Origin of the sequence: Salinimonas profundi (genome assembly GCF_014750655.1) — a bacterium.
GTDB classification, from domain to species: domain Bacteria; phylum Pseudomonadota; class Gammaproteobacteria; order Enterobacterales; family Alteromonadaceae; genus Alteromonas; species Alteromonas profundi_A.
The window spans coordinates 800,372-826,310 of record NZ_JABBXD010000001.1 but is presented as its reverse complement, the minus strand read 5'-3'; the positions used below and the strand labels follow the sequence as shown (position 1 = coordinate 826,310).

At 49.8% G+C, this 25,939-nt stretch carries 20 protein-coding genes and 1 tRNA gene; 16 read left to right on the top strand and 5 right to left on the bottom strand.

Features of this window, described 5'->3' with window-relative positions; translation table 11 throughout:
* Positions 1–94 precede the first annotated feature (94 nt).
* A complete protein-coding gene (locus HHX48_RS03615) occupies positions 95–511 on the bottom strand; it encodes a hypothetical protein (protein WP_191022265.1) in 417 nt (138 codons plus the stop codon).
* 168 nt (positions 512–679) lie between these two features.
* Between HHX48_RS03615 and HHX48_RS03610 the strand changes: the two genes are divergently transcribed.
* Genes HHX48_RS03610 through HHX48_RS03575 form a run of 8 tightly spaced genes read left to right on the top strand, consistent with a single transcriptional unit; the run spans position 680 to position 11,075 of the window.
* Positions 680–3,067: a TonB-dependent receptor gene (locus HHX48_RS03610; RefSeq protein WP_191022263.1), complete on the top strand. Its 2,388-nt coding sequence runs from the start codon at positions 680–682 to the stop codon at positions 3,065–3,067.
* Positions 3,068–3,083: 16 nt separating this feature from the next.
* Positions 3,084–5,237, top strand: coding sequence for an FAD-dependent oxidoreductase (locus HHX48_RS03605; protein ID WP_191022261.1), 2,154 nt, complete (start codon positions 3,084–3,086; stop codon positions 5,235–5,237).
* A gap of 19 nt (positions 5,238–5,256) precedes the next feature.
* Positions 5,257–6,102 carry a DUF547 domain-containing protein gene (locus tag HHX48_RS03600; RefSeq protein WP_191022259.1) on the top strand — a complete coding sequence of 282 codons (846 nt, stop codon included), beginning with the start codon at positions 5,257–5,259 and terminating at the stop codon, positions 6,100–6,102.
* The gene (locus tag HHX48_RS03595) at positions 6,086–7,249 is read left to right on the top strand and encodes an ABC transporter substrate-binding protein (RefSeq protein ID WP_191022257.1); all 1,164 of its coding nucleotides are present in this window, start codon (positions 6,086–6,088) and stop codon (positions 7,247–7,249) included. Before HHX48_RS03600 ends, HHX48_RS03595 begins: the two co-directional genes overlap by 17 nt.
* Positions 7,250–8,953 carry an ABC transporter permease gene (locus HHX48_RS03590; RefSeq protein ID WP_191022255.1) on the top strand — a complete coding sequence of 568 codons (1,704 nt, stop codon included), beginning with the start codon at positions 7,250–7,252 and terminating at the stop codon, positions 8,951–8,953.
* A 1-nt stretch (position 8,954) separates the two neighbouring features.
* Positions 8,955–9,617: an ATP-binding cassette domain-containing protein gene (locus tag HHX48_RS03585; RefSeq protein WP_191022253.1), complete on the top strand. Its 663-nt coding sequence runs from the start codon at positions 8,955–8,957 to the stop codon at positions 9,615–9,617.
* Positions 9,611–10,237: a CDP-alcohol phosphatidyltransferase family protein gene (locus HHX48_RS03580; protein ID WP_191022252.1), complete on the top strand. Its 627-nt coding sequence runs from the start codon at positions 9,611–9,613 to the stop codon at positions 10,235–10,237. The genes HHX48_RS03585 and HHX48_RS03580 overlap by 7 nt, the downstream gene beginning before the upstream one ends.
* Positions 10,230–11,075, top strand: a complete 846-nt coding sequence (locus tag HHX48_RS03575) for a sterol desaturase family protein (RefSeq protein ID WP_191022250.1) — start codon at positions 10,230–10,232, stop codon at positions 11,073–11,075. The genes HHX48_RS03580 and HHX48_RS03575 overlap by 8 nt, the downstream gene beginning before the upstream one ends.
* On the opposite strand, the gene HHX48_RS03570 is transcribed toward HHX48_RS03575, so the two are convergent.
* Positions 11,032–12,687: a DUF342 domain-containing protein gene (locus HHX48_RS03570; RefSeq protein ID WP_191022612.1), complete on the bottom strand. Its 1,656-nt coding sequence runs from the start codon at positions 12,685–12,687 to the stop codon at positions 11,032–11,034. The genes HHX48_RS03575 and HHX48_RS03570 overlap by 44 nt on opposite strands.
* Before the next feature lie 99 nt (positions 12,688–12,786).
* Positions 12,787–14,217, bottom strand: coding sequence for an exodeoxyribonuclease I (gene sbcB, locus HHX48_RS03565; protein ID WP_191022248.1), 1,431 nt, complete (start codon positions 14,215–14,217; stop codon positions 12,787–12,789).
* A 223-nt stretch (positions 14,218–14,440) separates the two neighbouring features.
* On the opposite strand from sbcB, the gene HHX48_RS03560 reads away from it, so the two are divergent.
* From HHX48_RS03560 to HHX48_RS03545, 4 genes are all read left to right on the top strand, one after another.
* The gene (locus HHX48_RS03560; RefSeq protein ID WP_191022246.1) at positions 14,441–15,472 is read left to right on the top strand and encodes an isoaspartyl peptidase/L-asparaginase family protein; all 1,032 of its coding nucleotides are present in this window, start codon (positions 14,441–14,443) and stop codon (positions 15,470–15,472) included.
* Positions 15,473–15,615: 143 nt separating this feature from the next.
* Positions 15,616–16,035 (top strand): CBS domain-containing protein, encoded by a 420-nt coding sequence (locus HHX48_RS03555; protein ID WP_191022244.1) that lies wholly within the window; start codon positions 15,616–15,618, stop codon positions 16,033–16,035.
* A 216-nt stretch (positions 16,036–16,251) separates the two neighbouring features.
* Entirely contained in the window at positions 16,252–20,079 is a 3,828-nt protein-coding gene (gene hrpA, locus HHX48_RS03550) for an ATP-dependent RNA helicase HrpA (RefSeq protein ID WP_397541061.1), read from the top strand.
* Between the two features lie 176 nt (positions 20,080–20,255).
* Entirely contained in the window at positions 20,256–20,558 is a 303-nt protein-coding gene (locus HHX48_RS03545) for a PilZ domain-containing protein (RefSeq protein ID WP_139757925.1), read from the top strand.
* A gap of 44 nt (positions 20,559–20,602) precedes the next feature.
* Here the strand turns inward: HHX48_RS03545 and HHX48_RS03540 are convergent, their stop codons facing one another.
* Positions 20,603–21,790: a class I SAM-dependent rRNA methyltransferase gene (locus HHX48_RS03540; RefSeq protein WP_191022241.1), complete on the bottom strand. Its 1,188-nt coding sequence runs from the start codon at positions 21,788–21,790 to the stop codon at positions 20,603–20,605.
* A gap of 103 nt (positions 21,791–21,893) precedes the next feature.
* On the opposite strand from HHX48_RS03540, the gene HHX48_RS03535 reads away from it, so the two are divergent.
* Positions 21,894–22,871 carry an NAD(P)H-quinone oxidoreductase gene (locus HHX48_RS03535; protein WP_191022240.1) on the top strand — a complete coding sequence of 326 codons (978 nt, stop codon included), beginning with the start codon at positions 21,894–21,896 and terminating at the stop codon, positions 22,869–22,871.
* Between the two features lie 15 nt (positions 22,872–22,886).
* On the opposite strand, the gene rnhA is transcribed toward HHX48_RS03535, so the two are convergent.
* A complete protein-coding gene (gene rnhA, locus HHX48_RS03530; protein ID WP_191022239.1) occupies positions 22,887–23,354 on the bottom strand; it encodes a ribonuclease HI in 468 nt (155 codons plus the stop codon).
* An 87-nt stretch (positions 23,355–23,441) separates the two neighbouring features.
* On the opposite strand from rnhA, the gene dnaQ reads away from it, so the two are divergent.
* The 3 genes from dnaQ (at position 23,442) to HHX48_RS03515 (ending at position 25,938) form a co-directional block, all read left to right on the top strand.
* Positions 23,442–24,161, top strand: coding sequence for a DNA polymerase III subunit epsilon (gene dnaQ, locus HHX48_RS03525; RefSeq protein WP_191022238.1), 720 nt, complete (start codon positions 23,442–23,444; stop codon positions 24,159–24,161).
* A 59-nt stretch (positions 24,162–24,220) separates the two neighbouring features.
* Positions 24,221–25,654: a TIGR03503 family protein gene (locus tag HHX48_RS03520; protein ID WP_223857981.1), complete on the top strand. Its 1,434-nt coding sequence runs from the start codon at positions 24,221–24,223 to the stop codon at positions 25,652–25,654.
* 210 nt (positions 25,655–25,864) lie between these two features.
* Positions 25,865–25,938: transfer RNA gene (locus tag HHX48_RS03515), tRNA-Asp, on the top strand.
* Position 25,939 lies beyond the last annotated feature (1 nt).

The following is a 25,939-nucleotide window of genomic DNA, read 5'->3' as shown; positions in this document are numbered from 1 at the left end:
AGGGTGAGTGAAGTTCTTCTCCTACTATAGAGAAACCAGCGGCAGGGAACAATTTTTACCGGCTGGTGTGCACTGCGCATAAGACAGGTTGCCGTTATGCGTTGCTGACACTGAAAAGCGTATCTGCTTCACGCAATAAAAATAGTGCCAGACATGCAGCGAGCATCGGCCAGGCCGCGAAAAAAAGCAGGTTATTAAACGCATCCAGATACTGCGCATAGGAAGAAAAAGTCGAGGCACCATGCAGCACAAGGACAATACCGTAGGTCCAGGTTTTAAACGCGCCGGCAAGAAACAACAACATAAGAATACACTGCAAGCCTCCCATCAGATAAACCAGCGTATGTGAGACGCCACCGATACCATAGAATGTCTCGAAAATGCCTGCGCTATGTGCCGGATTGACAAATTTATCCATGGCCCACACAAACATAACAATAAAAATTCCAAGACGTAGTGAGAACAAAGAAAGTTGCAGACGTTTGTCGAAGGTGGAAAAAAGTGAACCCATAAGTAAAACTCCGGTATTAGTGATAATAGTGTGATACTGACCTCTTACAGACCGGATAAATCATTATTTTCTTTCCGGTTTTGCGTATTATCTTTAGCCTGGGGTGAAAGTTTTTTGCACCCGTAGCGGTCTTTACTTTCAACTGATTAAATATTCGGAAAATTAACAATGACGTTAACACCAGGAACACTGGGGTATCTGACCCTGGCTGTTACCAGCGCGCTTTACCAAACTGCCTATGCTGCCACAGCGACTACACAGACCCAGGTCCGTGACGAAAACGCTGATAAGCATATCGAAGTTATTGAGGTCATTGGCGATAAGGGAATAGCAACACAGCTGAATCCTTCCAATGCAGAAGTGGCGGGGATTTTTGGTACGGCCATGACGCTGAAGTCGTTACCGCGTGCCGCCACCAGCCTCAGTCAAACGGCGTTAACGACCTATAATATTGAATCTTTACATGACATCGCCAAGGTAGCGCCAAATACTTATGCTGCCAGTGGGTTTGGTACCCCCAGTTTGCCCACAGTCAGAGGCCAGCTGGGCGAGCTTTTTCAGGATGGTATTCGACGTCAGGCGGGTAACAACGGATTCGGGATTCCGTTTTCATTTAACAGTGTGGGTCAGCTTAATGTTGTTAAAGGCCCACCGACGGTCTTGCTGGGCAGTACACAGCGCAACGGCGGATTTGTCGATATTCGCTCAAAAGTGGCGTCTGTTTCGCAAACGACCGGGCGGGTGTCCTTTAAAGCGGGTAGGTGGGATGATTATGAGCTGATGGCTGATTATTCTACCCCCTGGGTGAAAGAGCGAACAGCCGTCCGGTTCAGCGCACAAATAAAAAATGCCAACAGCTTCTACGATTTTGCTGAACACAAAAGTGAGAATTTGTACGCAACGTTCAGGTACCAGCCAGATAATACACTTACCTGGGATCTGTCTGCGGAATATTACGATACTGAGTATCCGGATATTGCCGGGATAAACCGTCCAACGCAGGCACTGATTGACCAGGGGATTTATATTACTGGTCAGGGGCAGCAGGCCGATGGGTCTTTTGTGCCCGGCGCCGGTGCGGTTATTTCTCCTACCGGGCAGGTCCGGCTACCCCGGCATCGTGTACTGACGCATCCCGATGACATAAACAATGCACAAACATCGATTCTGCGAAGTAATCTTACCTTGCGCCTGTCTGAACACATTGCGCTGAGAAATATTTCTTACTATCAGCATCTTGAACGTGAGGAGATTGCCCGGAACAGTTTTGTTGAAATCATTGATGGTGCCGATACAGCACAAAATCGCACTGAAGTCGATATAGCGTTTAATCAAAATCAGCTAACCACACTGGCACTGGATATCAGGTATAACGATGTTCTTGGTTACAGCCAGTTCACGACGGAAGCCGATAACCCTATCGATTTGTCAGGACCGCTGGAAAACAGAGTTATTCCTTTAACGGCTGAACAGCGTCAGCGCCTGGTGATGCTGCGGCCTGGCCTCTTTGTTTCACCCGGCGGGCAATACGACATCGACCAGGACGGGCAGGGTGACTTTAATATATCGGATACCACCGACTCCACAACCTGGCAAACCGGCCTGGCGGTACAGCACACTTCAAACTGGACTGATAAGCTCACCACGATCGCAGGCTATCGCATAGATTATTACGATGTCAGTGCGGCTGATGCGTTGCCGCCCGCCGGTGTTGATATACCCGCCTCCGACACTTACACCGATACGCTTCACTCGTGGCAGCTTAACGCCCTTTATTCACTGACCGATGACCTCAATTTTTATGTGGCAATCGGCGAAAATGATGCAACGTCAAACAGTATGGCGGGCGGCACAGTACTGGGGGCTGATAACCGGATTTCCGCGGCGAATTTTGCTACCGAAAATACCCTGTACGAAGTCGGACTGAAATACAGCCCCTTTGATGCGCTGTTTACGGCAATCTCAGTGTTCGAGCAAACGCGTAGCCTGCGCAACCGTGATGGCAGCAATTCAGGGATTGAAACGTCTGGTTTGGAAGCAGAAGCATTTTATCAGGGGGATGGCTTCTGGGTTAATGGCAGTTACAGCTATCTGGATGCCCACTACGATGACTCTGCCGCCGCGCAGGGTACCGGGCAGGTGCGGGATGCCTTTGATGCCAGCCGGCCAGATATCATTCAGGGTACTGGCACCGGCTCTCCGGCATTTACTTCATTTGCAGCATCGAGTCGTCAACTACAGGGCGTGGCGCCGCAACTTGCCAGCGTAAACGGGGCGGTGGATATTGGTGATGCGATAACGCTGGGGGCAAGCTTCATGTATACCAAATCATTTCCTCTGGATTTTTTACAGACGGTCAGGATCCGTGATCAGGTGCGTTGGGACATAAATGCAACCTATCAGTTTTCGCCACAACTGCAGGTCAGAATCGACATGGTGAATGTGACAGATGAAGAAAACTGGCAGCCGGTTTTTGAAGGGGGGTATTTTGGAGCGACGCTGGCAATGCCGGTACGTCCGCGTCATACCAGCGCGACGTTGCAGTATCGGTTTTAAAGGACAGGAATAAATTATGTATAAAAAGGCTGCTCTGCTGGGTGTATTCGTGATGCTAATCGGCATGTTTTTCATTTTCGATTTGAATCAGTATTTCACCCTTGAGGGGCTAAAGTCATCGGTCAGCGAATTTCGCGCTAGTATTGATGCCAACCCTCTATTCAGCGCCCTCCTGTTTTTTATCATTTACGTGGTGGTGACAGCGCTCTCGCTGCCCGGGGCCGCCGTGCTGACTTTGGCAGCTGGCGCATTGTTCGGGCTATGGACCGGTTTACTTATTGCGTCATTCGCCTCAACCGTAGGGGCGACGCTGGCTTTCCTCAGCGCGCGTTTCATTTTTCGACAGAGTGTGAAAAAACGGTTTTCTGGCAGGCTGGAAAAAATTGATTCTGGTATTGAAAAACAGGGCGCATTTTACTTATTTACTCTGCGTCTGGTACCCGTTTTTCCCTTTTTCATCATCAATCTGGCGATGGGGCTGACCAGTCTGAAGATATGGACATTTTACTGGGTCAGTCAGGTGGGAATGCTTGCCGGTACGTTTGTCTATGTAAATGCCGGTACTCAGTTGGCGCAAATCGATAGTCTGTCGGGAATTGTATCGATTGAACTAATCTTTAGCTTCGTATTACTCGGGTTGTTTCCCTGGCTGGCCAAAGGCGTTGTCGCACTGATTAATCGCCGCAAAGTGTATAAGGGCTACAGCAAACCGAAGCAGTTTGATCGTAATCTGATTGTGATCGGCGCGGGCGCTGGTGGTCTGGTGACCGCCTACATCAGCGCAGCGGTGAAATCGCGCGTCACGCTGGTCGAGGCCGGTGAGATGGGCGGTGATTGTTTAAATTATGGTTGCGTACCCAGTAAGGCACTGATTAAGTCAGCCCGCGTTGCGCAGCAGACCCGGCATGCATCGCAGTATGGGCTAGCTGACCAGAAACCGGATATTCCCTTTCCCAACATAATGCAGCGCATTCATGATGTGATTGCACGTATCGCACCTAATGATAGTGTCGAGCGCTATCAGGAATTAGGCGTCGATGTTGAAAAGGGGTACGCCAGAATTGTTGATCCCTGGACGGTTGAAATTACCCGACCGGATAGCAGCACGGTTTCGCTGACAACAAAAAGTATCGTAGTGGCAACCGGTGCAAGGCCTTTTGTCCCTCCTTTGCCGGGCATTGAGGAAAGTGGCTATGTCACATCTGACACGCTATGGGCACGCTTTGCGTCACGCTCTACTTCTCCTGAAAGACTTGTCGTACTGGGAGGTGGGCCGATTGGCTGTGAACTTGCTCAGGCGTTTAATCGTCTGGGAAGTCAGGTCACGTTAATTGAACAAGCGCCACAGTTAATGGGCAAAGAGGATCCTGATGTGGCTGACTTCGTTACCAGCACCCTCCAGAATGAAGGGGTCAAGGTACTTGCTGATCATCAGGCAACGGCATTTTCCAGTGACAAAGACGGACGCTTTGTCACTGTCAGTCAAAATGGAAAAACCACCTCGCTTTATTATGATGAGGTTATTGTTGCAGTAGGGCGTCAGGCCAGATTATCAGGGTTCGGTCTTGAAGAGTTAGGCATTCAGTGCGATCGCACCATCGAGACCGATGCTTATCTGCAAACAAAGTATCCCAATATTTATGCGGCAGGTGATGTCGTCGGCCCCTATCAGTTTACCCATGTGGCGTCACATCAGGCATGGTACGCCGCAGTGAATGCCCTGTTCGGTATATTTAAGAAGTTCAAGGTGGATTACCGTGTGATCCCCTGGACGACCTACGTGGATCCTGAAGTTGCCAGAGTGGGTTTGAATGAAACCGAAGCTACCGCGCAAAACATCGATATTGAAATTACCCGGTATGAATTTTCAGAGCTTGATCGTGCGATAACTGAAAGTGCTGGTAAAGGATATATAAAAGTGCTGACTAAAAAAGGCAAGGATGACATTCTGGGGGTGACAATAATCAGTGAACATGCTGGCGATCTTATCGCCGAATTTGTGTTGGCGATGAAGCATAATCTGGGACTAAATAAAATACTCGGCACCATCCACGCTTACCCCACCTGGGCGGAAGGCGCTAAGTATGTTGCGGGAAACTGGAAGCGGGCGCATGCGCCGGAAACGCTGCTTAAATTTGTGGAAAAATATCATCGCTGGCGGCGAGGATAATCTCAACCGGAGCAATGCGATGCATCGAATGATAGCTACCCTGACGATACTGTGTAGTGTTTGGGCCAGCGGAACCTGCGCTAAGGCCCAGGACAGTGACGATCTGCATAAAGGCTGGCACAACCAGCTTGCCCGGTATGTAACCTATACTGCAGATGGCGGCGCCAGTAGCGAGGTCAATTATAGTCAATGGAAACGTGATGAGGACCGGCTCAGGCAGTATGTTGACAGGTTGGCCAGGGTTTCTCGCGATGAGTATGAGGCGTGGGACACAGCCGGAAAACTTGCGTTCTTAATTAACGCCTATAATGCACACACAGTGCTGCTGGTTTTGCAGCACCATTCAGACATTTCTTCGATTAAAGATATTGGCGGGTGGTTTTCCTCACCCTGGTCGCTGCAAATCGCTGATCTGCTGGGAAAGAAGCGAACACTCGATGACATTGAGCATGGCATGATTCGCGGCCGTATTGATGAATTGAAAAAAGAGGGGTTCAATGGATTTAGTGAGCCTCGAATTCATTTTGCCGTTAATTGTGCCAGTCGAAGTTGTCCGCCCTTGCGCAACGAAGCGTACACTGCGAAAAAGCTCGATGTGCAGCTTGAGGACCAAACGCAACAGTTTCTAGGCAATCGCAGGCAAAACGCTTTCGATGGTCGGGTATTGCATCTGTCTTCGATTTTTAAATGGTACGAACAGGATTTCAGTAGTGGCTGGCGTGGCATCTCCTCCCTTGAAGCGCTTGTACTTGAGTATGCAGAGGCACTTCAGGTTAAAGCACCAGCACGTCAGGCCCTGCGTAACCATGCGGTTAAAATCAAATACAAAGATTATGACTGGGCGCTGAATGATAAAGCGAATTAACACGCTGATATTGCTGATAAGCTGGGCAGTCACAGCGCATGCCCAGACAATAAACTTTCACGCCTGGGGAGGCAGTCCACAGGTCAACCGGTATTTGCAGTGGGTAAATACGCAAACGGAAGCTGAGTTTGGTATTACTGTTAACCATGTCAAACTGGCTGATACCAGTGATGCGGTGTCCCGGGTTTTGGCTGAAAAGGCCGCGGGCAACCATGATCGTGGCAGTGTAGATTTAATCTGGATAAACGGTGAAAATTTTGCTGCGATGAAACGACACGGTTTGCTGCATCAAAACTGGGTTTCTTCATTGACCAATTTTGCGCTTACAAATCCGGACAAAAATCGCAATATGACCATGGATTTTGGTATTCCTACTGACGGGCAGGAAGCACCCTGGGGCAAAGCCGCGATGGTCTTTTATTACAATGCCCGCTACCTGGATGTGCCGCCAAAAAATGCGGCAGAGCTGCTTAGCTTCAGCCAACAGCACCCGGGCAGGTTCGCTTATCCGTTACCCACGGACTATCTGGGTATCAGCTTTTTAAAGTATCTTGCGTTAACCCTGCCTGATATACCTCACGAGCGGCTGTATGCACCGGTTGATGCTCACTCACTGCGCCGTGTAACAATGCCGCTTTTTGAATATCTGGACGCGTTGCATCCAACCCTGTGGCACGAGGGCAAATTCTTTGCCCGCCAGGCATCGCGATTACAGCGTCTGTTTGATGACAATGCACTTTTTGTATCGTTCTCATTTACTGCAGCAGAAATCCCTGCGGCAGTCTCGCGGTTCGACTTACCTACCTCCACCCGCACTTACGCGATGGCAGATGGAAGCCTGTCCAATGTGCATTTTATTGGGATCCCATATAACAGCGGGCATAAAGACGCCGCGAGAAAAGTGGTGAATTTTCTGCTTTCTCCCCGGGCGCAGGCCAGAAAAAAGCAACGTCAGGTCTGGGGGGATGATACGGTGCTGGATGTGTCATTGTTAAGCGATGCACAGTCAAGATTATTTGCCGGTGAGCAGGCGCACCCTGCGGCGCTACCGGTCAATGGACATAATCAGCTACTGGCAGAACCGCATGCAAGCTGGACCGATGCGTTACGTGAAGCCTGGTTCACACGCTATGGGGACCATCTGTAAATGTTCAGCACGGCACTGCTGGTATCGCGCTGGCTTTTTATTGCATTGTTAATCGTCCCGGTCGGGGCGGGCATTGTGGCTGTACTGCTGCCTGCCTTGTCTTATTTTCCGGCGATCGGCGAGCATCACTTTTCTCTGGCGGCATTTTCTCGTCTTATGCAGGTGGACAGCATTGTGCACATGGCGATGCTGTCACTGTTCACGGGTCTGATGGCGACGTTTATTGCTACTGTCGGTACATTGTCGATTCTGGCGATTTCTTATCACACCGCAATGCTCGGGTGGGTGCAACGCCTGTTAAGTCCTGTTCTGGTTATTCCTCATGCCGCCGCGGCCATCGCATTAGGCTTTATTCTGTCACCGGCAGGCTGGCCAGCACGCCTGGTGTCGCCTGAATTAAGCGGGTGGATTGCGCCGCCTGTAGTCAGTCTGCTGCATGATGAGTTAGGATTATCTGTCACCATCGCGCTGGCTATTAAAGCGCTGCCGTTCATGTTATTGATGGCATTAAGTGTACTGGCGCAACCTCACCTTGCAGACCGGCTGCAAAAACAAGTATGTGTGGCAAGAACAATGGGGTATACGCCGGCTACGGCTTTTTTATCGGTTGTATGGCCTGTGCTCTATCCACTTATTCGCTTACCGGTACTGGCGGTACTGGCCTTTGCCACTGCCAATGTTGAAATACCGTTGATTCTTGGCCCTGGCTCACCGCCAACGCTCGCGGTGGCCGTACTGCAATGGTTTAACAACGTCGATATCTTTATGCGACTACAGGCCAGCGCCGCTGCTTGCCTGCACATCGGCGTTACCGGCCTGGCGATTATTATCTGGTTACTTATTGAAAAGGGCGCTGCAGCACTTTTTCATCGTCGACGATGCACAGGGGCGCGTAACTTTGCTTCATGGTGGCTGAGCGTTATCGCCTATTTCACTCTGGGTACACTGATCTTGTTAATGCTGTGCATGCTGATAAGCCTTGTAACCTGGTCTTTTGCAACCTACTGGCCATTTCCTGATACCTTTCCTTTGGGGATTACGCTTATTCACTGGCAAACCAGTCTGACCGCGTTATCACAACCTGCGCTTAATGCGCTGTTAATTGCGCTGCCGGTCAGTGTGATAGCGGTAGGCCTGAGTTTACTTGTACTTGAGCAGGAACAGATAAGTCATCGTGCCACCGTGAGCCCGGGGCTGAAAAAAGAGGCTGTGCTGTTTTTACCGCTGCTGGTGCCCGGTGTCGCGTTTTTGTTCGGCCTCACCTGGTTTAGCCAGTTTATTGGTGCGGGTGTCTGGTTACCGGTTTTGGTCAGTCATTTTGTATACGTACTGCCTTATGTTTTTTTATCTCTGGCTGTTGCCTATCGACGCTTTGATATCAGATACACCTATGTCGGCTATGGCTTAGGTGCATCGCCATACGATGTATTCTGGAAAGTGAAGTTACCACAACTGTTTGCGCCAATTATGGTGGCCCTTGCGCTGGGGATCGCAATTAGCTTTAGTCAGTATCTGCCTACGCTTTTGCCCGGTGCCGGCACGATAGCCACAGTGACGACTGAGTCAGTAGCGGTCAGCGCAGGTGGCAGCAGGCGTTTAAGTGCAGTCTATACACTTGTGCAAATGATAATGCCTCTGATAGGTTTTGCGCTGGCCTGGTGGCTACCCTTACGCTTTTTTAACCCCGCGGCGTGGTCAGATTGATATGATAAAGAAAAATACGCTCACACTACATTCTCTGTCTGTCAGCAAGGACAGTCGCACATTGATTAGCGTAGATACTGAGGTGAAGCCAGGCAGTATTACTACAATCATGGGCCCCTCTGGTATCGGTAAGTCGTTACTTCTGGCTGCGATAGCGGGTGTGCTGCCAGCCACATTTACACAAAATGGTTCGGTCTGTTATGACGGTGCTGAACTGACCGCGCTGCCTGCACACAAGCGTCGGTTAGGTATTCTTTTTCAGGATCCGCTTTTGTTCGAGCATATGAATGTGGCGCAAAATATTATGTTTGGTATGCCGCAAAATGAATTATCAAAACAACAACGCGCTGATACGTTGCTGGCCGACGTAGGCCTTCAGGGGTACGGTCAAAGAGCGGTTCAAGCGCTTTCTGGCGGTCAGCAAGCCCGGGTGGCACTGCTGCGCACGCTTGCTTCCGCGCCACGGGCGGTGTTACTGGATGAGCCCTTCAGTAAACTGGATATGCAAACACGTCATCAAACACGCTGCTGGGTGTTCGACAATATCAGGCAGCAAGGATTGCCTTGTATAATGGTAACCCATGATGAAGATGACGCGCTTGACGCGCAAGGGCCTGTCATTACCATTACTCAGCCTGAACAGGACACCGACAAATTATGTTAGACGCTCGACTGACCCCGTGGATAAAACCGTTGTTACGACCGGTGGTATCGCGCTTACACCGCGTTGGAATTAATGCAGACCAGGTAACTGTAGCAGGTTTTCTTATTGGTATTTTAGCGGTACCGGCGATCATAACCGGCTATTTTGGTGTAGCGCTTGTTTGCATTGCAACTAACCGCCTCTGTGACGGGATAGATGGCGAACTTGCCAGGCATACGGGCAGTGACTCTGCGGCCGGCGGATACCTTGATATTTGTCTGGATTTTTTGTTTTACGCAGCGATTCCGCTTGGTTTCGGTCTGGCAGATCCTCTGCAGTGGGGCGCACCGGCACTAGTTCTGTTGTGCGCATTCATCGGTACCGGCAGCAGCTTTCTCGCGTTTGCAGTGGCCGCTGAGACATACAAGATTGAGCGGCCTCAGTTTGCCCACAAAAGCTTTTATTACATGCAGGGGCTGACAGAGGGTACAGAAACCATCGTGTTTTTTATTGCTGTGTGTCTCTGGCCGCAGAGTTTTTCTTTGCTGGCATATATTTTTGCAACTGCCTGCTTTATCACCGTTATTACCCGTGTGGCGGGCGGCTATAAAACACTGAAACAGGTTGCGGGTGATGGATAGTTCAGGTTGGTTCAGACTGGCGGGCTTTCTTAGTATTTTCGCCGTCATGGCCTGCGCAGAAATTATCTGGCCAGCACGACAGGCACCGTTGTCGCGCTGGTTGAGATGGCGAACAAACCTGTCAATGGTTGTGCTGGGCACGCTAACCGGGCGTGTGCTGTTGCCGGCTACCCTGGTTGGGGTGGCGCTGATGGCTGAAGAGAACGGGTGGGGGTTGCTACACCATTTGAGCTGGCCAGTCTGGCTGGCGATCACTTTGAGCCTGCTGTGGCTTGATCTTGTTATCTACTGGCAACATCGCCTTTTTCATCGCATACCATGGTTATGGCGAATACATAAGATGCATCACGCAGACAGCCATATTGATGTCACTACGGGGCTGCGCTTTCATCCGGTAGAAATTGCAATCAGCCTGGTGGTCAAGGCCGCTGCCATTATCGTTGCCGGTGCACCTGCTATAAGCGTAGTTATTTTTGAAATTGCACTGAACGGGTTTTCAATATTTAACCATACCAATATTCGTCTGCCGCAACGCATTGATGATGCGTTGGGTCGTCTTATAATAACGCAGCGCTTACACCGTATTCACCACAGTCAGTATCAGAATGAAACGGATACTAACTTTGGCTTCAGCGTATCATTGTGGGACAGGCTTTTTAGAAGTTTCAAAAGCAGGGCATTACAACCAGATGAAACATTGCGGGTCGGACAGCAAGCCTATCCGCCCACCAGACAGAATAACACAGTGTGGCGCTTACTCACGATGCCACTGGACAATCAGGTTAACGACGATACTAAATCTGCGGATGGTAATGCCACTGATGATTTTCGTAAGTGACTTTACACCTGTCGTATTCGCGTTCTGAGCGCCAGTTACGGTTATTCAGTTTCAGAGTCACCCCGTTATAAAGCCGCTTGTTCGCAACAACGCCAATTGCTGCCTGGTAGTCATCTTTTTGCTGGCGCATCTCCAGTGCTTTAAGTTCCAGCCAGTTAAGCATAGAGATCTCATTTTTCAGCATCTCTACAGCGTCATCGACTTTTATCTTTATCTCAGCCGGTAACAGACGTGTTTTAATAAGGTCGAGTTTTTCTTTATGCCGGGAGTTATTTTCACGTAACTGTCTGAGCAATTCATCCAGTGTATCCTTACGTTCCAGCAGTTTACTGAAACCTGGACTGAAATCGATTTTAAGCGTTGAGCCGGAAACCGCGCCAATCGTGCCTGCAGTGACTTTTCCCTGGCTGACAATCTCACAGGCAAACAGGTTACCCTGCGGATTAACCAGCTGACCTACGGTCACTGATCCGCCGCATTGCAAGCGACTATAGGCAAGCTGACGCCCAACGGTAATATCGCCGGTGCACTGGATATCGATGCCCTGACCATGTTGCACGTGGATACTGCCTGCAGCAATCAGCTGACAGGAAAATCCACTATCATCATCACTCATTTTGCCCATGGCACCTTCTGTGATAATGATGTCGCCGCCAGCCTCAATACGCGCTGACTCAACAAATCCATTAATCGTCACATCGCCGGCAGCCTTAATCTGCATTTTTTCGGTGACATCGCCGTTGACCAGTACGGCACCTTCATAATTGACATGACCTGAACCTACATTCACGCCGTTGCAAATGAAGGTGTCGTCAATATTCATGACCTGGTCGCGGTATTTGGGCATACCAGATATTGCAGCATTAAGTTGATCGGGGTCGCTGTCACTGACAACGGTACCGCTACCCATTTTGAAATCCAGAAGTTTACCTTTAACAGCCGGTAACGTGTTGCCTTTAACATCATACCCATCGCGGCCAGGGGTAGGAGGCTCGCGGCGCAACACCGGCGTGTGGATTTTTACACAAATCACTTCGCCCAGATTTCGCATATCGACACGATCGTTGTCATCTGTCTGGGGACGTAACACCCGTTCAAGGGCGTTGGGGACTAACGGAATAAAGCGGCTGTTTTTGCCATCTTTAGCGGGCAGGCCTCTGGCGACTTCATCTTCAATAACAGCCCCCGGGGCCGATTTATTCAACGACACCAGCAGCGATTCAATGCGCTTACGACTCAGTCCCCTGACAATGCCTGCGCTGGCTGCCATATTACAAAGGATATCGGTGGTGGGTAAGCGTCCGCCATAAGGGGCGGTAAGCACCATGGTAGCCGTCAGGCCGTCGCTGCTGATTTTGAACTCCACCTCGGTATTACGGCGCTCGCCGATACGCTCCTGTACAGGTGTTTTATCATTTGTTTTAAAATAATGATTCGCCTTATCACAGGCATTTTTCAGCGCGCTTTGAGAGATATAAAGGCTTTTAAACTGGCCTTCATGAAGCTCATTCCATAAACTTTTACTGTCGATTTCCCGCTCAAAAGAGGCTGGATCCAAGGTGATATCGACATAATTTTTTGAATTGTCCAGAGTAACGGAGACACCTTTCATTACTACTTCCAGCCTACCTTCATTTTCCATATTCAACCAGGTTAACGGCACATTCCGCTTTTTCTTTACTGATACTCTATAGCGGATATCAGTAACAGGTCAAAGGTTTTCAGCATACTGAAATAATGCACGTAAGATTGCCTGCTTATTCGCATCATCTTTGTGCTGACCTGCCAGTTGCTCAAGTTCCATCAGGTAAGGTTCCAATGTAATGGACGCGCCACTGCCCGCTTCAGTTAAGCGTGCAGAGCGGTGATGCTGCCAGCGCTGTAGTTCACTTTCAGTCAATGTATGCGGGTAATTTCGTGCCCGGTAACGAAACAGCATAGTCTTAAGCTTGTTGTTCTGCGTTTGTTCTGACATCGCTGATAACTGTTCCGGGTCACGGCTTATTACCTCGTTACACCAGCGGCGCTCCTCATCATTTAAAAAGCCGCCGCTGTACAGCGCATGATCTACATCTTCCTGCTCCGACTCAGGCTGCGCGCTATACACCTGCGAAAGCTTTTGAGCTAAATCGCTGACCGCTGCCAGCCTTTTGAAATTCTCAAGACAAGCCTCACGATCTAATCCCAGTCGCTCGGCATTTTCCTGCGTCATGGCTTTAGCCGTAGTGACAAAGGGGGACCGATTAATGTGAATAAGCTTAAGACCCGGTCTGAGGTCAGGCGCAATCTCATCATGACGGGCGTACAGGCGCTGTTCAATCTCCTGGGGGCTGGCATTGATGATTGCATCCGCATTTTTGGCCAAATCGATAGCAATAACAGCATTGGCATTGGTCGGATGCATGGCGACCGGCATGACCCAGGACGCGCAGCCCTGTCGGGCGGGTAAGCGAGAAGAAACGTGCAGCACAACGGAAGGTTTAGACAAATCCAGCTGAGCCAGTACATGATGTTTGTTACGTAAAGACAATGCATACTCAAACAGTCTGGGCTGTTTGTCTTTAATAAGTTTTGCCAGTGCAATCGTTGCGTACACATCGCTCAACGCATCATGGGCATGGCCGTGTTCCAGTCCGTTCTCGGCAGTCAAAGCTTCAAGTCTGAAGCTTGGCGTACCGTCATCACGCACAGGCCAGTTAATGCCCTCGGGACGCAGGGCATAGCACGCGCGCGCCAGATCTATAATGTCCCAGCGACTGTTGCCGTTTCGCCATTCTCTGGCATAAGGATCGATAAAGTTGCGATAAAAAAGGTGTCTTGATACCTCATCATCAAACCGGATGCTGTTGTAGCCGGCCACACAGGTATTTGGCTGGCTCATATAATCAGCTATGCGCAATGCAAACTGGGCTTCGGGCATGCCATCGCGTAGTGTTTGCTGGGGAGTGATGCCGGTGACCAGGCACGCACCAGGCTGAGGCAGATAATCATTGGCAATCTGGCTCATAATATTGATAGGCTTACCGAGGATATTCAGGTCCATATCGGTTCTGATGGCGGCAAACTGGCAAGGCAGATCTTTTTTTGCGCTGGTGCCAAAAGTTTCGTAGTCATGCCATAAGAAGGTGGCGTCTGTGGTCATAGCGTCGGTTAGCAGCTAAAAAATGATGGCGGCAGTGTACACTGCGTTATGTTGCGTCCTCAACCTGTAAGGCGATGAATAGTGTAAGAGAGTTAACATGGCACAGTTATCGCTTGCACAGACGTTAACGGTAACCAGCGTTTGTTGGGTTGCGCAATCGTGGTCAAATAATAAACAAAAAAGACATCTTATAAGTAATAAAACAGTAGTACAGGAGAAAAACATGCTAAAACCGTTAGGCCGGCTGGGACTCACTCTGGCACTTTGCACCTTTACCGCGTCTGTATTTGCTGACGTTGCCATTGTGGTGCACGGAGGGGCAGGGACCATCCTGAAAAAAGAAATGACTGCTGAAAAAGAAGCACGGTATGTAGCAAAACTTAAAGAGGCAATCACTTCAGGCCATGCAGCGCTGAAAGCCGGCAAGTCAGGTGAGGACGTTGTTGTTTCCACAATCCAGATTCTTGAAGCCTCGCCATTGTTTAACGCAGGCGTAGGCGCAGTCTATACCTTTGATGAAGAGCATGAGCTGGATGCGTCAATCATGCATGGAGCGACCAGAAAGGCGGGCGCTGTGGCTGGTGTGAAAACCATCAAAAGTCCGATTGCTGCTGCACAGGCTGTCATGAACCAGTCTGCACACGTAATGTTGTCAGGCCAGGGTGCCGAGACATTTGCAAAGGAGCAAGGTCTGGAGATGGTCGACAACAGCTATTTTGATACCGCGCACCGGCTTGAAGCGTTGAAAAAAGCAAAAGCACGCATGAAAGCAGCCGGACAAACATCCGGCGGGCAAAAGGGTGCCGAAAAAATGGGCACGGTCGGGGTGGTTGTTATGGATAGCCAAGGCAACATTGTGGCGGGAACGTCCACCGGCGGCATGACCGCAAAACGATATGGCCGGATTGGCGATTCACCGGTAATCGGTGCCGGCACGTTTGCGGATAATGATAGTTGCGGGGTCTCTGCCACCGGTCATGGTGAGTTTTTCATTCGCTACAATGTGGCTGCAGACATTTGTGCGCGGGTCAGATATCACGGCGTAAGCGTTACGCGGGCCGCGGATACCGTTATCAACGATGTTTTAAAAGAAGCAGGTGGCACCGGTGGTGTTATCGCTATCGACCGGCAGGGGCATATTGCAATGCCGTTTAATACACCAGGTATGTACAGAGCGAGTATCGATGCAGAGGGCACCCTTAACATCGGTATTTATAAGGACATGTTGGAGACCACATCGGTAGTGTCTGAATAAAGAGAAAAAAAGCGCTGAAAAACTCGCTCATTTAGCTGCACCCAACTAGGCTTAAAGTAACGCTGTTGTTCGCACGCAATAGCCGATAAAAATTAAGCCTGAAAACCAATAGTAGTCAGCAAGTGACTACTCCAGGAGGCACTATGGAATCGTTGCAGGTATGTGATTACATGAACCAACATCCGGTTAAACTGACTAAAGACATGCCGGTGGCTGAAGCGGTCGAATGTTTACTGCAAAGCGGGCAGTCAGGCGGATCGGTGGTGGATGAGCGAGGACGACTGACCGGGTTTTTGTCCGAACAGGATTGTATCCGGCAAATGATTGAATCCTGTTATTACAGAGAGCAGGTCTGTCGCGTCAGCGATATCATGCAAAGTCCTGCACTAAGTGTAAAACCTTACATGTCGGTCATTGAACTTGCAGAATTGCTGCTGAAGGACAAACCCCGGATTTACCCTGTCGTGGATGATGATGGTGTGCTGGTAGGCAGTATTAACCGCTCTGCCATTTTAAAGGCGATAGATAAACAGTTGCGTTCCGGGTATAAGGTCGCCAGTTAATTTGCCTGCGTAACCTTCAACGGGTAACTGAACGTCGTGTCACTCAGCGCTTGCTGAATGTCGCGAATTTCAGTTTATCAGTACGTTAATACTGGAAATAACTGCACAATTTGCCTAGGATCTTGCGCCTTACTGGTAAAGCGCAAAGGTATCTCATTGGATTCAGCAACTACTTCTTCGACGATCAGCAGCTTGCGTGCGTCACTCAATGACGTGATGGGTGCCGATCGGTTCCGGCTGCGACGGCGTCTTAACCAGCTGAGTCGCGAGAAAGCGAATACCGATGCAATTGAGAAATTATCGCTGGCAATAAATCGCTCCGTTGAAAAGCGTGCGCTGCGGGCCGAAAATCTACCCGCAATTCATTATCCTCCTTTGCCGGTCAGTGATAAAAAAGACGATATTAAAGCGGCGATTGCCAACAATCAGGTCGTTATTGTTGCCGGTGAAACCGGTTCGGGTAAAACCACGCAGTTGCCCAAGATTTGTCTGGAACTGGGGCGGGGCGTGGACGGTATGATTGCGCACACGCAGCCACGGCGGCTAGCTGCCCGAAGTGTCGCGAATCGTATAGCCGAAGAGATGGACACACCGATCGGTGAAAAGGTCGGTTTCAAAATCCGGTTTTCTGATAATGTCAGCGATAGCAGCTACGTAAAATTGATGACAGACGGTATGCTGTTGGCAGAAATGCAACAGGACCGCTTTTTAAATCAATATGACACCATCATCATTGATGAGGCCCACGAGCGCAGCCTGAACATCGATTTTCTGCTGGGCTATATCCGTCAACTTTTACCAAAGCGCCCTGACTTAAAACTGATTATTACCTCGGCAACCATCGATCCACAGCGATTTTCGCGACACTTTAACGACGCGCCCATTATTGAAGTCAGTGGCCGAACCTATCCGGTAGAAATTCGTTATCATGCGCCGGAAGATAGTGCCGACGATGCCGATCAGAATGACGCTATTATCCACGCTGTGGATGAATTGATGGCGGAGCCGCCCGGCGATATTCTGGTATTTTTAAGCGGTGAGCGGGAAATCAGAGATGCGCAGGATGCCTTGTCCCGGCAGAAATACCGCAACACGGAAATTGTTCCCCTTTATGCAAGACTCTCCGCCGCAGAGCAAAACCGCATTTTTCAGTCACACAGTGGCCGGCGTATCGTGCTGGCTACCAACGTTGCTGAAACCTCATTAACGGTTCCCGGTATCAAGTATGTCATCGATCCCGGGATGGCCAGGATTTCACGTTATAGCGCCCGATCGAAAGTTCAGCGTCTGCCAATAGAGCCCATCTCTCAGGCTTCTGCAAATCAGCGGGCCGGTCGCTGCGGCCGTGTCTCAGACGGTATTTGTATTCGCCTGTATAGTGAAGAGGATTATCTTGGTCGCCCTGAGTTTACCGATCCTGAAATTCTGCGTACCAATCTGGCATCCGTTATTTTGCAGATGCTGGCGCTGGGACTGGGCGAAATCAGCCGTTTTCCTTTTGTTCAGCCTCCGGATAACCGCAATATAAACGATGGTTTCAGGCTGCTGGAAGAAATTGAGGCGATTACGCGTACCAAAGGCAAGATTTCTCTGACACAGACCGGCCGTCAGATTGCCCGGCTGCCTATCGATCCTCGCTATGCCAGAATGGTGCTTGAGGCGAATAAAACCAATGCGCTGCGCGAGGTGATGGTCATTGCCGCGGGGTTGTCCATACAGGATCCTCGCGAGCGGCCCAGCGACAAACGCCAGCAGGCCGACGAGGCGCATAGTGAGTTTACGGATAAAGAATCTGATTTTATCAGTCTGCTAAATACCTGGAACGCTTTTCGCGAACAACAGAATGCGCTGACTAACAATCAACTTCGCAAATGGTGTAAGTCGCACTTCATCAACTACCTGCGAATGCGGGAGTGGCAGGATATTGTCAGCCAGCTTAAAAAATCACTGGCTGAGCTGAATTTTGGATTAAGTAATCAGGATGCCGATTATCAGGCCGTGCACCAGGCAATTTGTGCCGGGCTATTGTCGCACCTTGGTATGAAAGACAAAGATAGGGAATATTTAGGCGCCCGTAATACACGTTTTATGATCTTTCCCGGATCAGGCCTGTCAAAACGCCAGCCTAAATGGATTATGGCGGCTGAATTAGTCGAAACCTCCCGCCTGTTCGCCCGTGTAAACGCCAGAATTGACCCGGCCTGGGTTGAAGCGCTGGCCAGTCACCTGACCCAATCCAGTTATGCAGAGCCGCACTGGTCGAAAAAGCGTGGCGCCGTTATCGCGTATGAAAAAGTTACGTTATTCGGCTTGCCCATTGTGGCAAAACGCCCGGTTGTCTATAGCCAAATTGATTCGGCACTGTGTCAGGCGCTATTTATTCGCGAAGCGCTGGTAAATGGTGATACCCGGCTGAACTATGCATTTTTAAGAGACAACCAGGCGCTGCTGGCGCAGGCTGATGAGCTTGAGCAAAAAACCCGTCGTCGGGATCTGATTGTTGAAGAAGAAACGTTGGTAGCATTCTATGCAAATCGACTTCCGCAGGATGTGAATAACGAAGCGGCATTCAAAAAATGGTACAAACATAATCATCAGTCAGTGGCGCTGACGTTCACTGAAGACGATGTGTATCGCGAGCAGCCTGATGCGGCTAAAAATGGCTATCCTGATGTTTGGAAGCAAGGCAACATCACCTTGCCATTGTCATATCATTTTGAGCCTAATGCTGAAGATGATGGGGTAACAGTGAATATTCCGTTACCTGTGCTTAATCAGGTCAGTGAGACAGGATTTGACTGGCAGGTGCCGGGATTGCGCCATGACAGGGTAGTGGCGCTTATAAAAAGTTTGCCTAAAAGACTGCGCAAAAATTTTGTACCTGCGCCCAATTTTGCACAGGCCTGCCTGGCGGACATCAGCCCGCATGATAAAAATGGTCGTCCTGTGGCGCTGCTTGATGCTGTCAGCGCCAAGTTGCGTAAGATGACCGGCGTGGAAGTTTCGCCGGATGAATGGAATCTGGCACAGGTGGATACCCATCTGACCATGCACTTTGCTGTTGTTAGCGAAAAAGGCGAGGTGATTGCGCGTGGCGATGATCTGGAAGCGCTGAAACAACAGTGTCAGGGCAAGGTTCAAAAAACATTTGAAAAGGCGGCAACGCCGGAGCTGGAAAGAAAAGGCCTGCAAACCTGGGACTTTGATAATTTACCGGATACGTTTGTGCAAAAGGTCGGTGGTTTTGAGGTGCAGGCTTACCCTGCACTTGTCAGGCAGGGCACAAAAGCTGACATTGTGCTGGTAGACGATGTAGACAAAGCGCGGCAATTGCATCGCGAAGGGGTGAACGTGCTTCTGCGGGCGGCCATTCCCTCACCGGTGGGGCATCTGGAAAAAACATTGCCCAATAAAGCTAAGCTGGGTCTTTATTTTAATCCTTTCGGGCAAATCAAAGCGCTGGTAGATGATTGTATCTTTGCCGGCATAGATGCGCTTCGGGCAACCTTTGAAAGCGAGCAGAATACCGTTATCCGTTCAGAAAGTGTTTTCAACCAGTGTGCCGACTGGGTCAGGGGAGAAATCAATAACAAGGTGGTTGAAATTGCGCAACAGGTCGAAACCGGTCTGACACTGGCGCACCAGTGTCAGAAACAAATGAAGGGAAATATTCCGCTGACGATGGTTGGTGCCATGGGGGATATTCGTCAGCATCTGGCATCTCTGGTATATCCAGGCTTTGTGACCGATATCGGAGCAGCAAGGCTTGCAGACTGGAATCGCTATATAAAGGCATTAGTCAGACGGTTGGAAAAGCTACCCATTGATCCTACAAAAGATCGGCAGGTACAGCTGACCATCGAGAAAGTGACTGCCGAATATGAAAAAACCTGTAAAAAGTACCCGCAGGGTAAGCTCCCTGAGGCCTTGCAGGAGGGGCGTTGGATGATAGAAGAGTTGCGGGTATCGTTGTTTGCGCAACAACTGGGCACGGCCTATCCGATTTCGGCAAAAAGAATTCAAAATTTTCTTGCCGATTTTTAAGCCTTTTTGGGTTAACGCTTCGTAAACAGCAGCTATATGTGTTGTAAAACATTATATCCGTCGGGGTTGTACCTGCCTATGATCCCTGTTGACAAGTACATCTCTGCCGCCTATAACAAATAGCCCGGTATGAGGTAGGTCGGTATTGCCGAAGCAGCAGTCAGGAGAAGTAAAAGATGTTGGGATACGATGATAAGCGTAACTTTTTCAGAATGATGGTGAATTCGCCGTGTCAGGTGCAGATAAACGACGATGAGTCGAGTCGCACACTACAGGCGGTTTGCAAGGATATCAGTGCGACCGGCATGTCGTTAGAGGTCGACGAGCCATCCGTGGAGCTGGGAACGGAAGTTAAGGTCTCTATTGAGTCCACCAGTTCTCAAATTCCTTCACTGTCAGCCAGCGCCACTGTGGTACGCTGTGTTCAGGAGTCGGAAAACAGCTGTATTATCGGTGTCGAAATTTCAGAAATGAAATAGCGCAGGCGATGGGGCGGAGCCTCCCGCCCAATGATCTTTGTAAGTTAAAAGACCTGGCAGACCAGCCCTTTGAGGTAATAGCCCTCGGGATAGGTGCTGCTAACCGGATGATCCGGTGCTTGCGATAGCCTTTCAATAATCTTAACCCGTCTTCCGGCATCCAGAGCGGCGTCTGCCACAATTTTATTGAATAAGTCAGCAGGCATCAGCCCCGAGCAGCTGAACGTCAGCAGCAGTCCCCCTGGTTTTACCGTATGGATGCCATACATGTTGATATCTTTGTAGCCTCTGGCCGCGCGATTCAGTGACGCCTTGCTGTCAACGAATTTAGGGGGATCGAGAATCACCATATCAAACTGCGTTTGGCTTTGATGGTAGCTGCGCAGCACTTCAAACACATCGCCTTTTACCATCGAAGCCTGATCATTACTGAAGTTATTCAGTGCCAGGTGCTCCTCTGCAAGTGCCAGCGCCGAATCTGAAACATCGACATTGGTAACATGTCGGGCACCACCCGATAGTGCGTAACAGGCAAATGTACCGGTATAGCTAAAACAGTTGAGCACCTCTTTGTCTTTAGCGTAGTGCGCGGCGCGAGCCCGACTGTCCCGCTGGTCCAGATAAAAGCCTGTTTTGTGACCCTGTTCAATATCAACCAGAATCCGGACATTATTTTCTTTAATTTCGACTCGGGTCGGCACGTCGTCGGTTAAAGGCCCGGTCTGGAGCGCCAGCCCTTCTTTTTTACGAACGTCGACATCAGAGCGCTCGTACAGACCAATATTGGGCAGTAATTTCTGTAATGCCCATACAATCTTTTTACGCTGCTTGTCAGCCCCGGCGCTAAGTAGCTGGAGAACCGCAACGTTATTATACAAGTCGATGGTCACGCCGGGCAGACCGTCCGATTCTGCCGCGACCAGGCGAAATGCATTGGTGGTCGACATATTGATTACCGTTCGTCGTAATAAAATAGCTTCTTCAATACGGCGCATAAAGAAACCGTTATCGACCGGTTCGTTCTGTTCAAATGTCCAGATTCTGACGCGAATCTGTGACTCGGGTGAATAGGCGCCTCTGCCCAGCCAGCTGCCATCACTGGCGTAAACGTCTACTGTGTCACCGGCTCGACAGCGTCCTTCTACATTCGCCACTGCGCTGGCAAAGACCCAGGGATGGTGACGTTTCAGGGATTTCTCGCGCTCAGGCTGAAGAATGATTTTGGCAGACATAGGCAAACTTAAATGAATTCGAACAGGCGGCGCAGTATAGCAGAATCATCTGTTTTGCCTAACGCAACGTAACTTTCGATACCATCCAAATAAAGTGATTGTAATGCGATATATTGATTATGACTCAGAGGCGGGCCCTGAAGGGCTGGCAATTCGTACTACTGATTCGCCGTCAGTGACTAAAGGAAAAGTGAAAATTAAGGTGCATGCCTTCGGCGTCAATCGTGCTGATACGCTGCAGCGTCAGGGTAAATATCCGCCACCGCCGGGGGAAAGTGAGATTCTTGGACTTGAAGCCGCCGGTGAGGTCCTGGAGGTTGCGTCTGATGTCACTCAGTGGAAACCCGGCGATAGCGTTTTTGGTCTGATGCCGGGCGGTGGATACGCAGAAGAGGCCGTGGTTGATGCCCGGCACCTTATGCCCCTGCCGTCGCACTTATCCATGCATGAGGCTGCAGGGTTGAGTGAAGTATTTCTGACCGCGTACCAGGCGCTGTTTGATATTGCTCAAACACCGGCGCAGGGCAGGGCGCTTATTCATGCTGGTGCCAGCGGCGTGGGTCTTGCCGCGATCCAGCTATGTAAACTTGAGCGGATCAGTACCGCTGTTACTGCCTCTACAGACGAAAAGCTTGCACTGTGCGAAAGTCTGGGGGCCAGTTGTCTGATTAACTATAAACAGCAGGACTTTGCGAAGATTATTTCTGAGCAGTGGAACGAGGGGGTAAATACCGTCATCGATTTTGTGGGTGGTGACTACTTAAACCGCAATCTTTCCGTGCTCGCTAAAGACGGCACCGTTGTTTATCTGGCCATGCTTGGAGGCAGGTATGCAGACAAGCTGGATCTGGGATTAATGCTGGCTAAACGGGCAAAAGTAATTGGCTCGACGCTGCGAAGTCGCTCTGACGAATACAAAGCCCATTTAATAAATGCATTTACTGCACGGTTTCTGGGGGCATTTAGTCAGGGCGGGTTAAAGGTCAATCTTGATACGGTTTATGCGGCAGAAGATATTGCCACTGCCCATCAGCGGCTTGAGAAAAACGATACCCAGGGCAAGCTAATTGCTCACTGGTAAACACACAGCCAGAGGCTATTGTGAATTAAAGCCATCATCTTTCTTTGAAGGCTGGTTTGCGGCGGCTCTTGCCAGGTCGTCGCAACGCTCATTCTCAGGATGCCCGGAGTGCCCCTTTACCCAGTGCCATGTGACATCATGTTTGCTGACAGCGTCATCAAGCTGGCGCCACAGATCCGCATTTTTCACAGGTTTTTTCGCGGCGGTTCGCCAGCCATTTTTTCGCCAGTTATGGATCCACTGATTAATCCCGTTTTTCACATACTGGCTGTCGGTGGTCACATCTACCTTACAAGACTCACTAAGTGCATTGAGCGCGGCAATCGGCGCCAGTAGCTCCATTCTGTTATTGGTGGTTTCAAAATAGCCTTCGCTCAATTCTTTGCGATGCGAATTATAAATCATTACCGCACCATACCCGCCGGGGCCGGGATTACCGAGACAGGAACCATCGGTATATATTTCTATCGCTTTTTTGCCCACGGGCGCTCCTTTTTTTTACTGGCTTATGGTCAGCTGATTTGGGATTGGTATACTAGCAAAAAGTCCGAAGTAACGAGAATATAAAACATGCGCCAGATTGTACTGGATACAGAAACGACCGGTATTGACCCCAAAGAGGGCCACCGCATCATTGAGATCGGGTGTGTAGAAGTTGTCAATCGCAAACTGACAGGCAACCATTTTCATGTTTACGTAAACCCTCAGCGTGAAATTGAGCAGGAAGCCATTGAAGTTCACGGTATTACCAATCAGTTTTTAGCCGATAAACCTCTTTTCAAAAACGTCGCCAGCGACTTTATTGCGTTCATTAAAGGCGCGCAGCTTGTGATTCACAATGCGCCGTTCGACGTGGGATTCATGGATCATGAGTTTGCAAAAGAGCCTTCCACAAAGTCAGTCAAAACGCGTGATATCTGCTCGGTTTTAGATACCCTGGCACTGGCCAAGCGCACGCACCCGGGCCAGAAAAATAACCTGGATGCATTATGTAAGCGGTACGGCATTGATAATAGCCATCGTGAGCTGCACGGCGCATTGCTGGATGCTGAAATCCTGGCTGATGTGTATCTGATGATGACCGGTGGCCAGACAAAGCTGAATCTGGCCGGGCAGGGTGGACAGGATAGCGAAAATGATGGCTCGACCATTCGCCGTGTTAATCGAAGCGCAAATAAATTAAAGGTTATTCGCGCTACCGCCGATGAATTAGAACAGCATGAAGCGCGTTTAGATATCGTGCAAAACAGTGGTGGTCAATGTTTGTGGCGGGACGTTCAGGGCGAGTAATTCGATTGTACAAAAGGATGGTAAACGGGCTTTGCAGAGCCCGTTCAGCGGGTATTACTTTGCGAACAACAGCGCCTGCGCTTATTTTCTTGCTGGCCGCCATGGTCAATCTTTCCGTGTTTGCCGCGCAGGCTCCTGACCCGGCAGAAGATAACAGTGCACAGTCACCAAATGCCACTTCAGGTGCAAAGCGCAGTGTGCCGGACGACAAAAATGCTGATGCTGCAAAACTTCCAATTGTCAGGCTGGGGGACGAGTATCAGAATTCGATCACCCTGTTACAGAACCGTTTCAGAGTGGATTACAATGTCGATGAGGTCACCATGGTGTTCTTTCGTGATTATGGTTCTGCGCCGGTCGTTCTGGTGCGTCCTGATGGATCTAAAATCTATCAGTCACGGGCAGAAGAAGAGAATGTAAAATGGTATGACGATGCAGCCTTTGACATGATCACCATCAAAAATCCGGTACCCGGGCCCTGGCAGGCGGTGGGACAAATTAAGCCGGATAGTCGGATCATGATTATCTCTGATGTATCCCTGCACGCAGAGCCTTTACCCCCTACTATTTTTTCCGGTGAAATCCTCAAACAAACGGCTTACCTGTCAAATGGTGACGAACCTATTAATCAGCCTGAATTTCGCGATGTCGTGAAGCTGGAGATCGAGTTAGTCAGTACCAACAATCCCAATTATGATAATTTTGGGGCGGATAATGCGATTATTGCGACCTTTGAGGATAACGGCCGCGGCATGGATGAAAGACCGCTGGATGGCACTTTTACCGGCCAATTTAATCTTTCAGTCGCCGCCGGCGAGTGGAAGCCCGTTTTCCGTGTTGTCACGCCGATGTATACCCGTGAGCAGGTCGACCCGAACCTGATACTTTATCCTAATCCGGTCAAACTGGATGTTGTAATGGCTAGCGGTGACGAGAACTATCACACCCTAATGATTGATGTGAATCGTGAACAGGTGGATATTCAGTCGATTCTGGTTGACGGGAAAATACGTTATCCCAACGGTGATATTCAAAACTTCTCGTTGACTGAACCATCACCGGCAGCGCGCAGCCAGCGAATTCTGGCGCTGGATGAAGGGCAGTTCAGGGCGAAACTTACTGTTTACGGAAAAACCATCGATGGACGCGATTTTATCCTTGATGTACCACCTTATACCTTTCAGGCAGCGCCACCGGTAGTAGAAACCGCACCCGAAGAGATGCTAACAGAAATGCCTGACGGGAATGGGGAGGGCGACGAATTGCCCGCCGATGCGCCAGAAAAAGAAACGCCCTCAGCCCCACCGCAACCAGAAGCCATGAGCAATGGCACCTTAGTGCTGCTTCTGGTTGTAGTAAATGGCACTATTCTGATCGTTGTACTGGCTACCGTATGGGTTATTACACGACGTCTTAAGCAAACACCGGCGGCGCGCACCAGTGAGCATAAAAGCGGCTCTTGGTTTAAGCGACTTTTTAATCGCAAAACCTAAAATCTGTTGCGCGCGAAAACGGTATATTTCAGGTGCAAACTGAACGATATTTCAGCATTATGACCAATAGACGCGCAAACGCGCTGATTCGCAGTTTTTTTCGCAAAAAAACCATTGACTCTTAATATCGATAACCGTATTATCTGCGCCGCAGTGAGGGGGAACGGCCTGAAAATGGAAGTTTCAACTTATTGAAAGTATTGAAAAAGTGGAGCGGTAGTTCAGTTGGTTAGAATACCGGCCTGTCACGCCGGGGGTCGCGGGTTCGAGTCCCGTCCGCTCCGC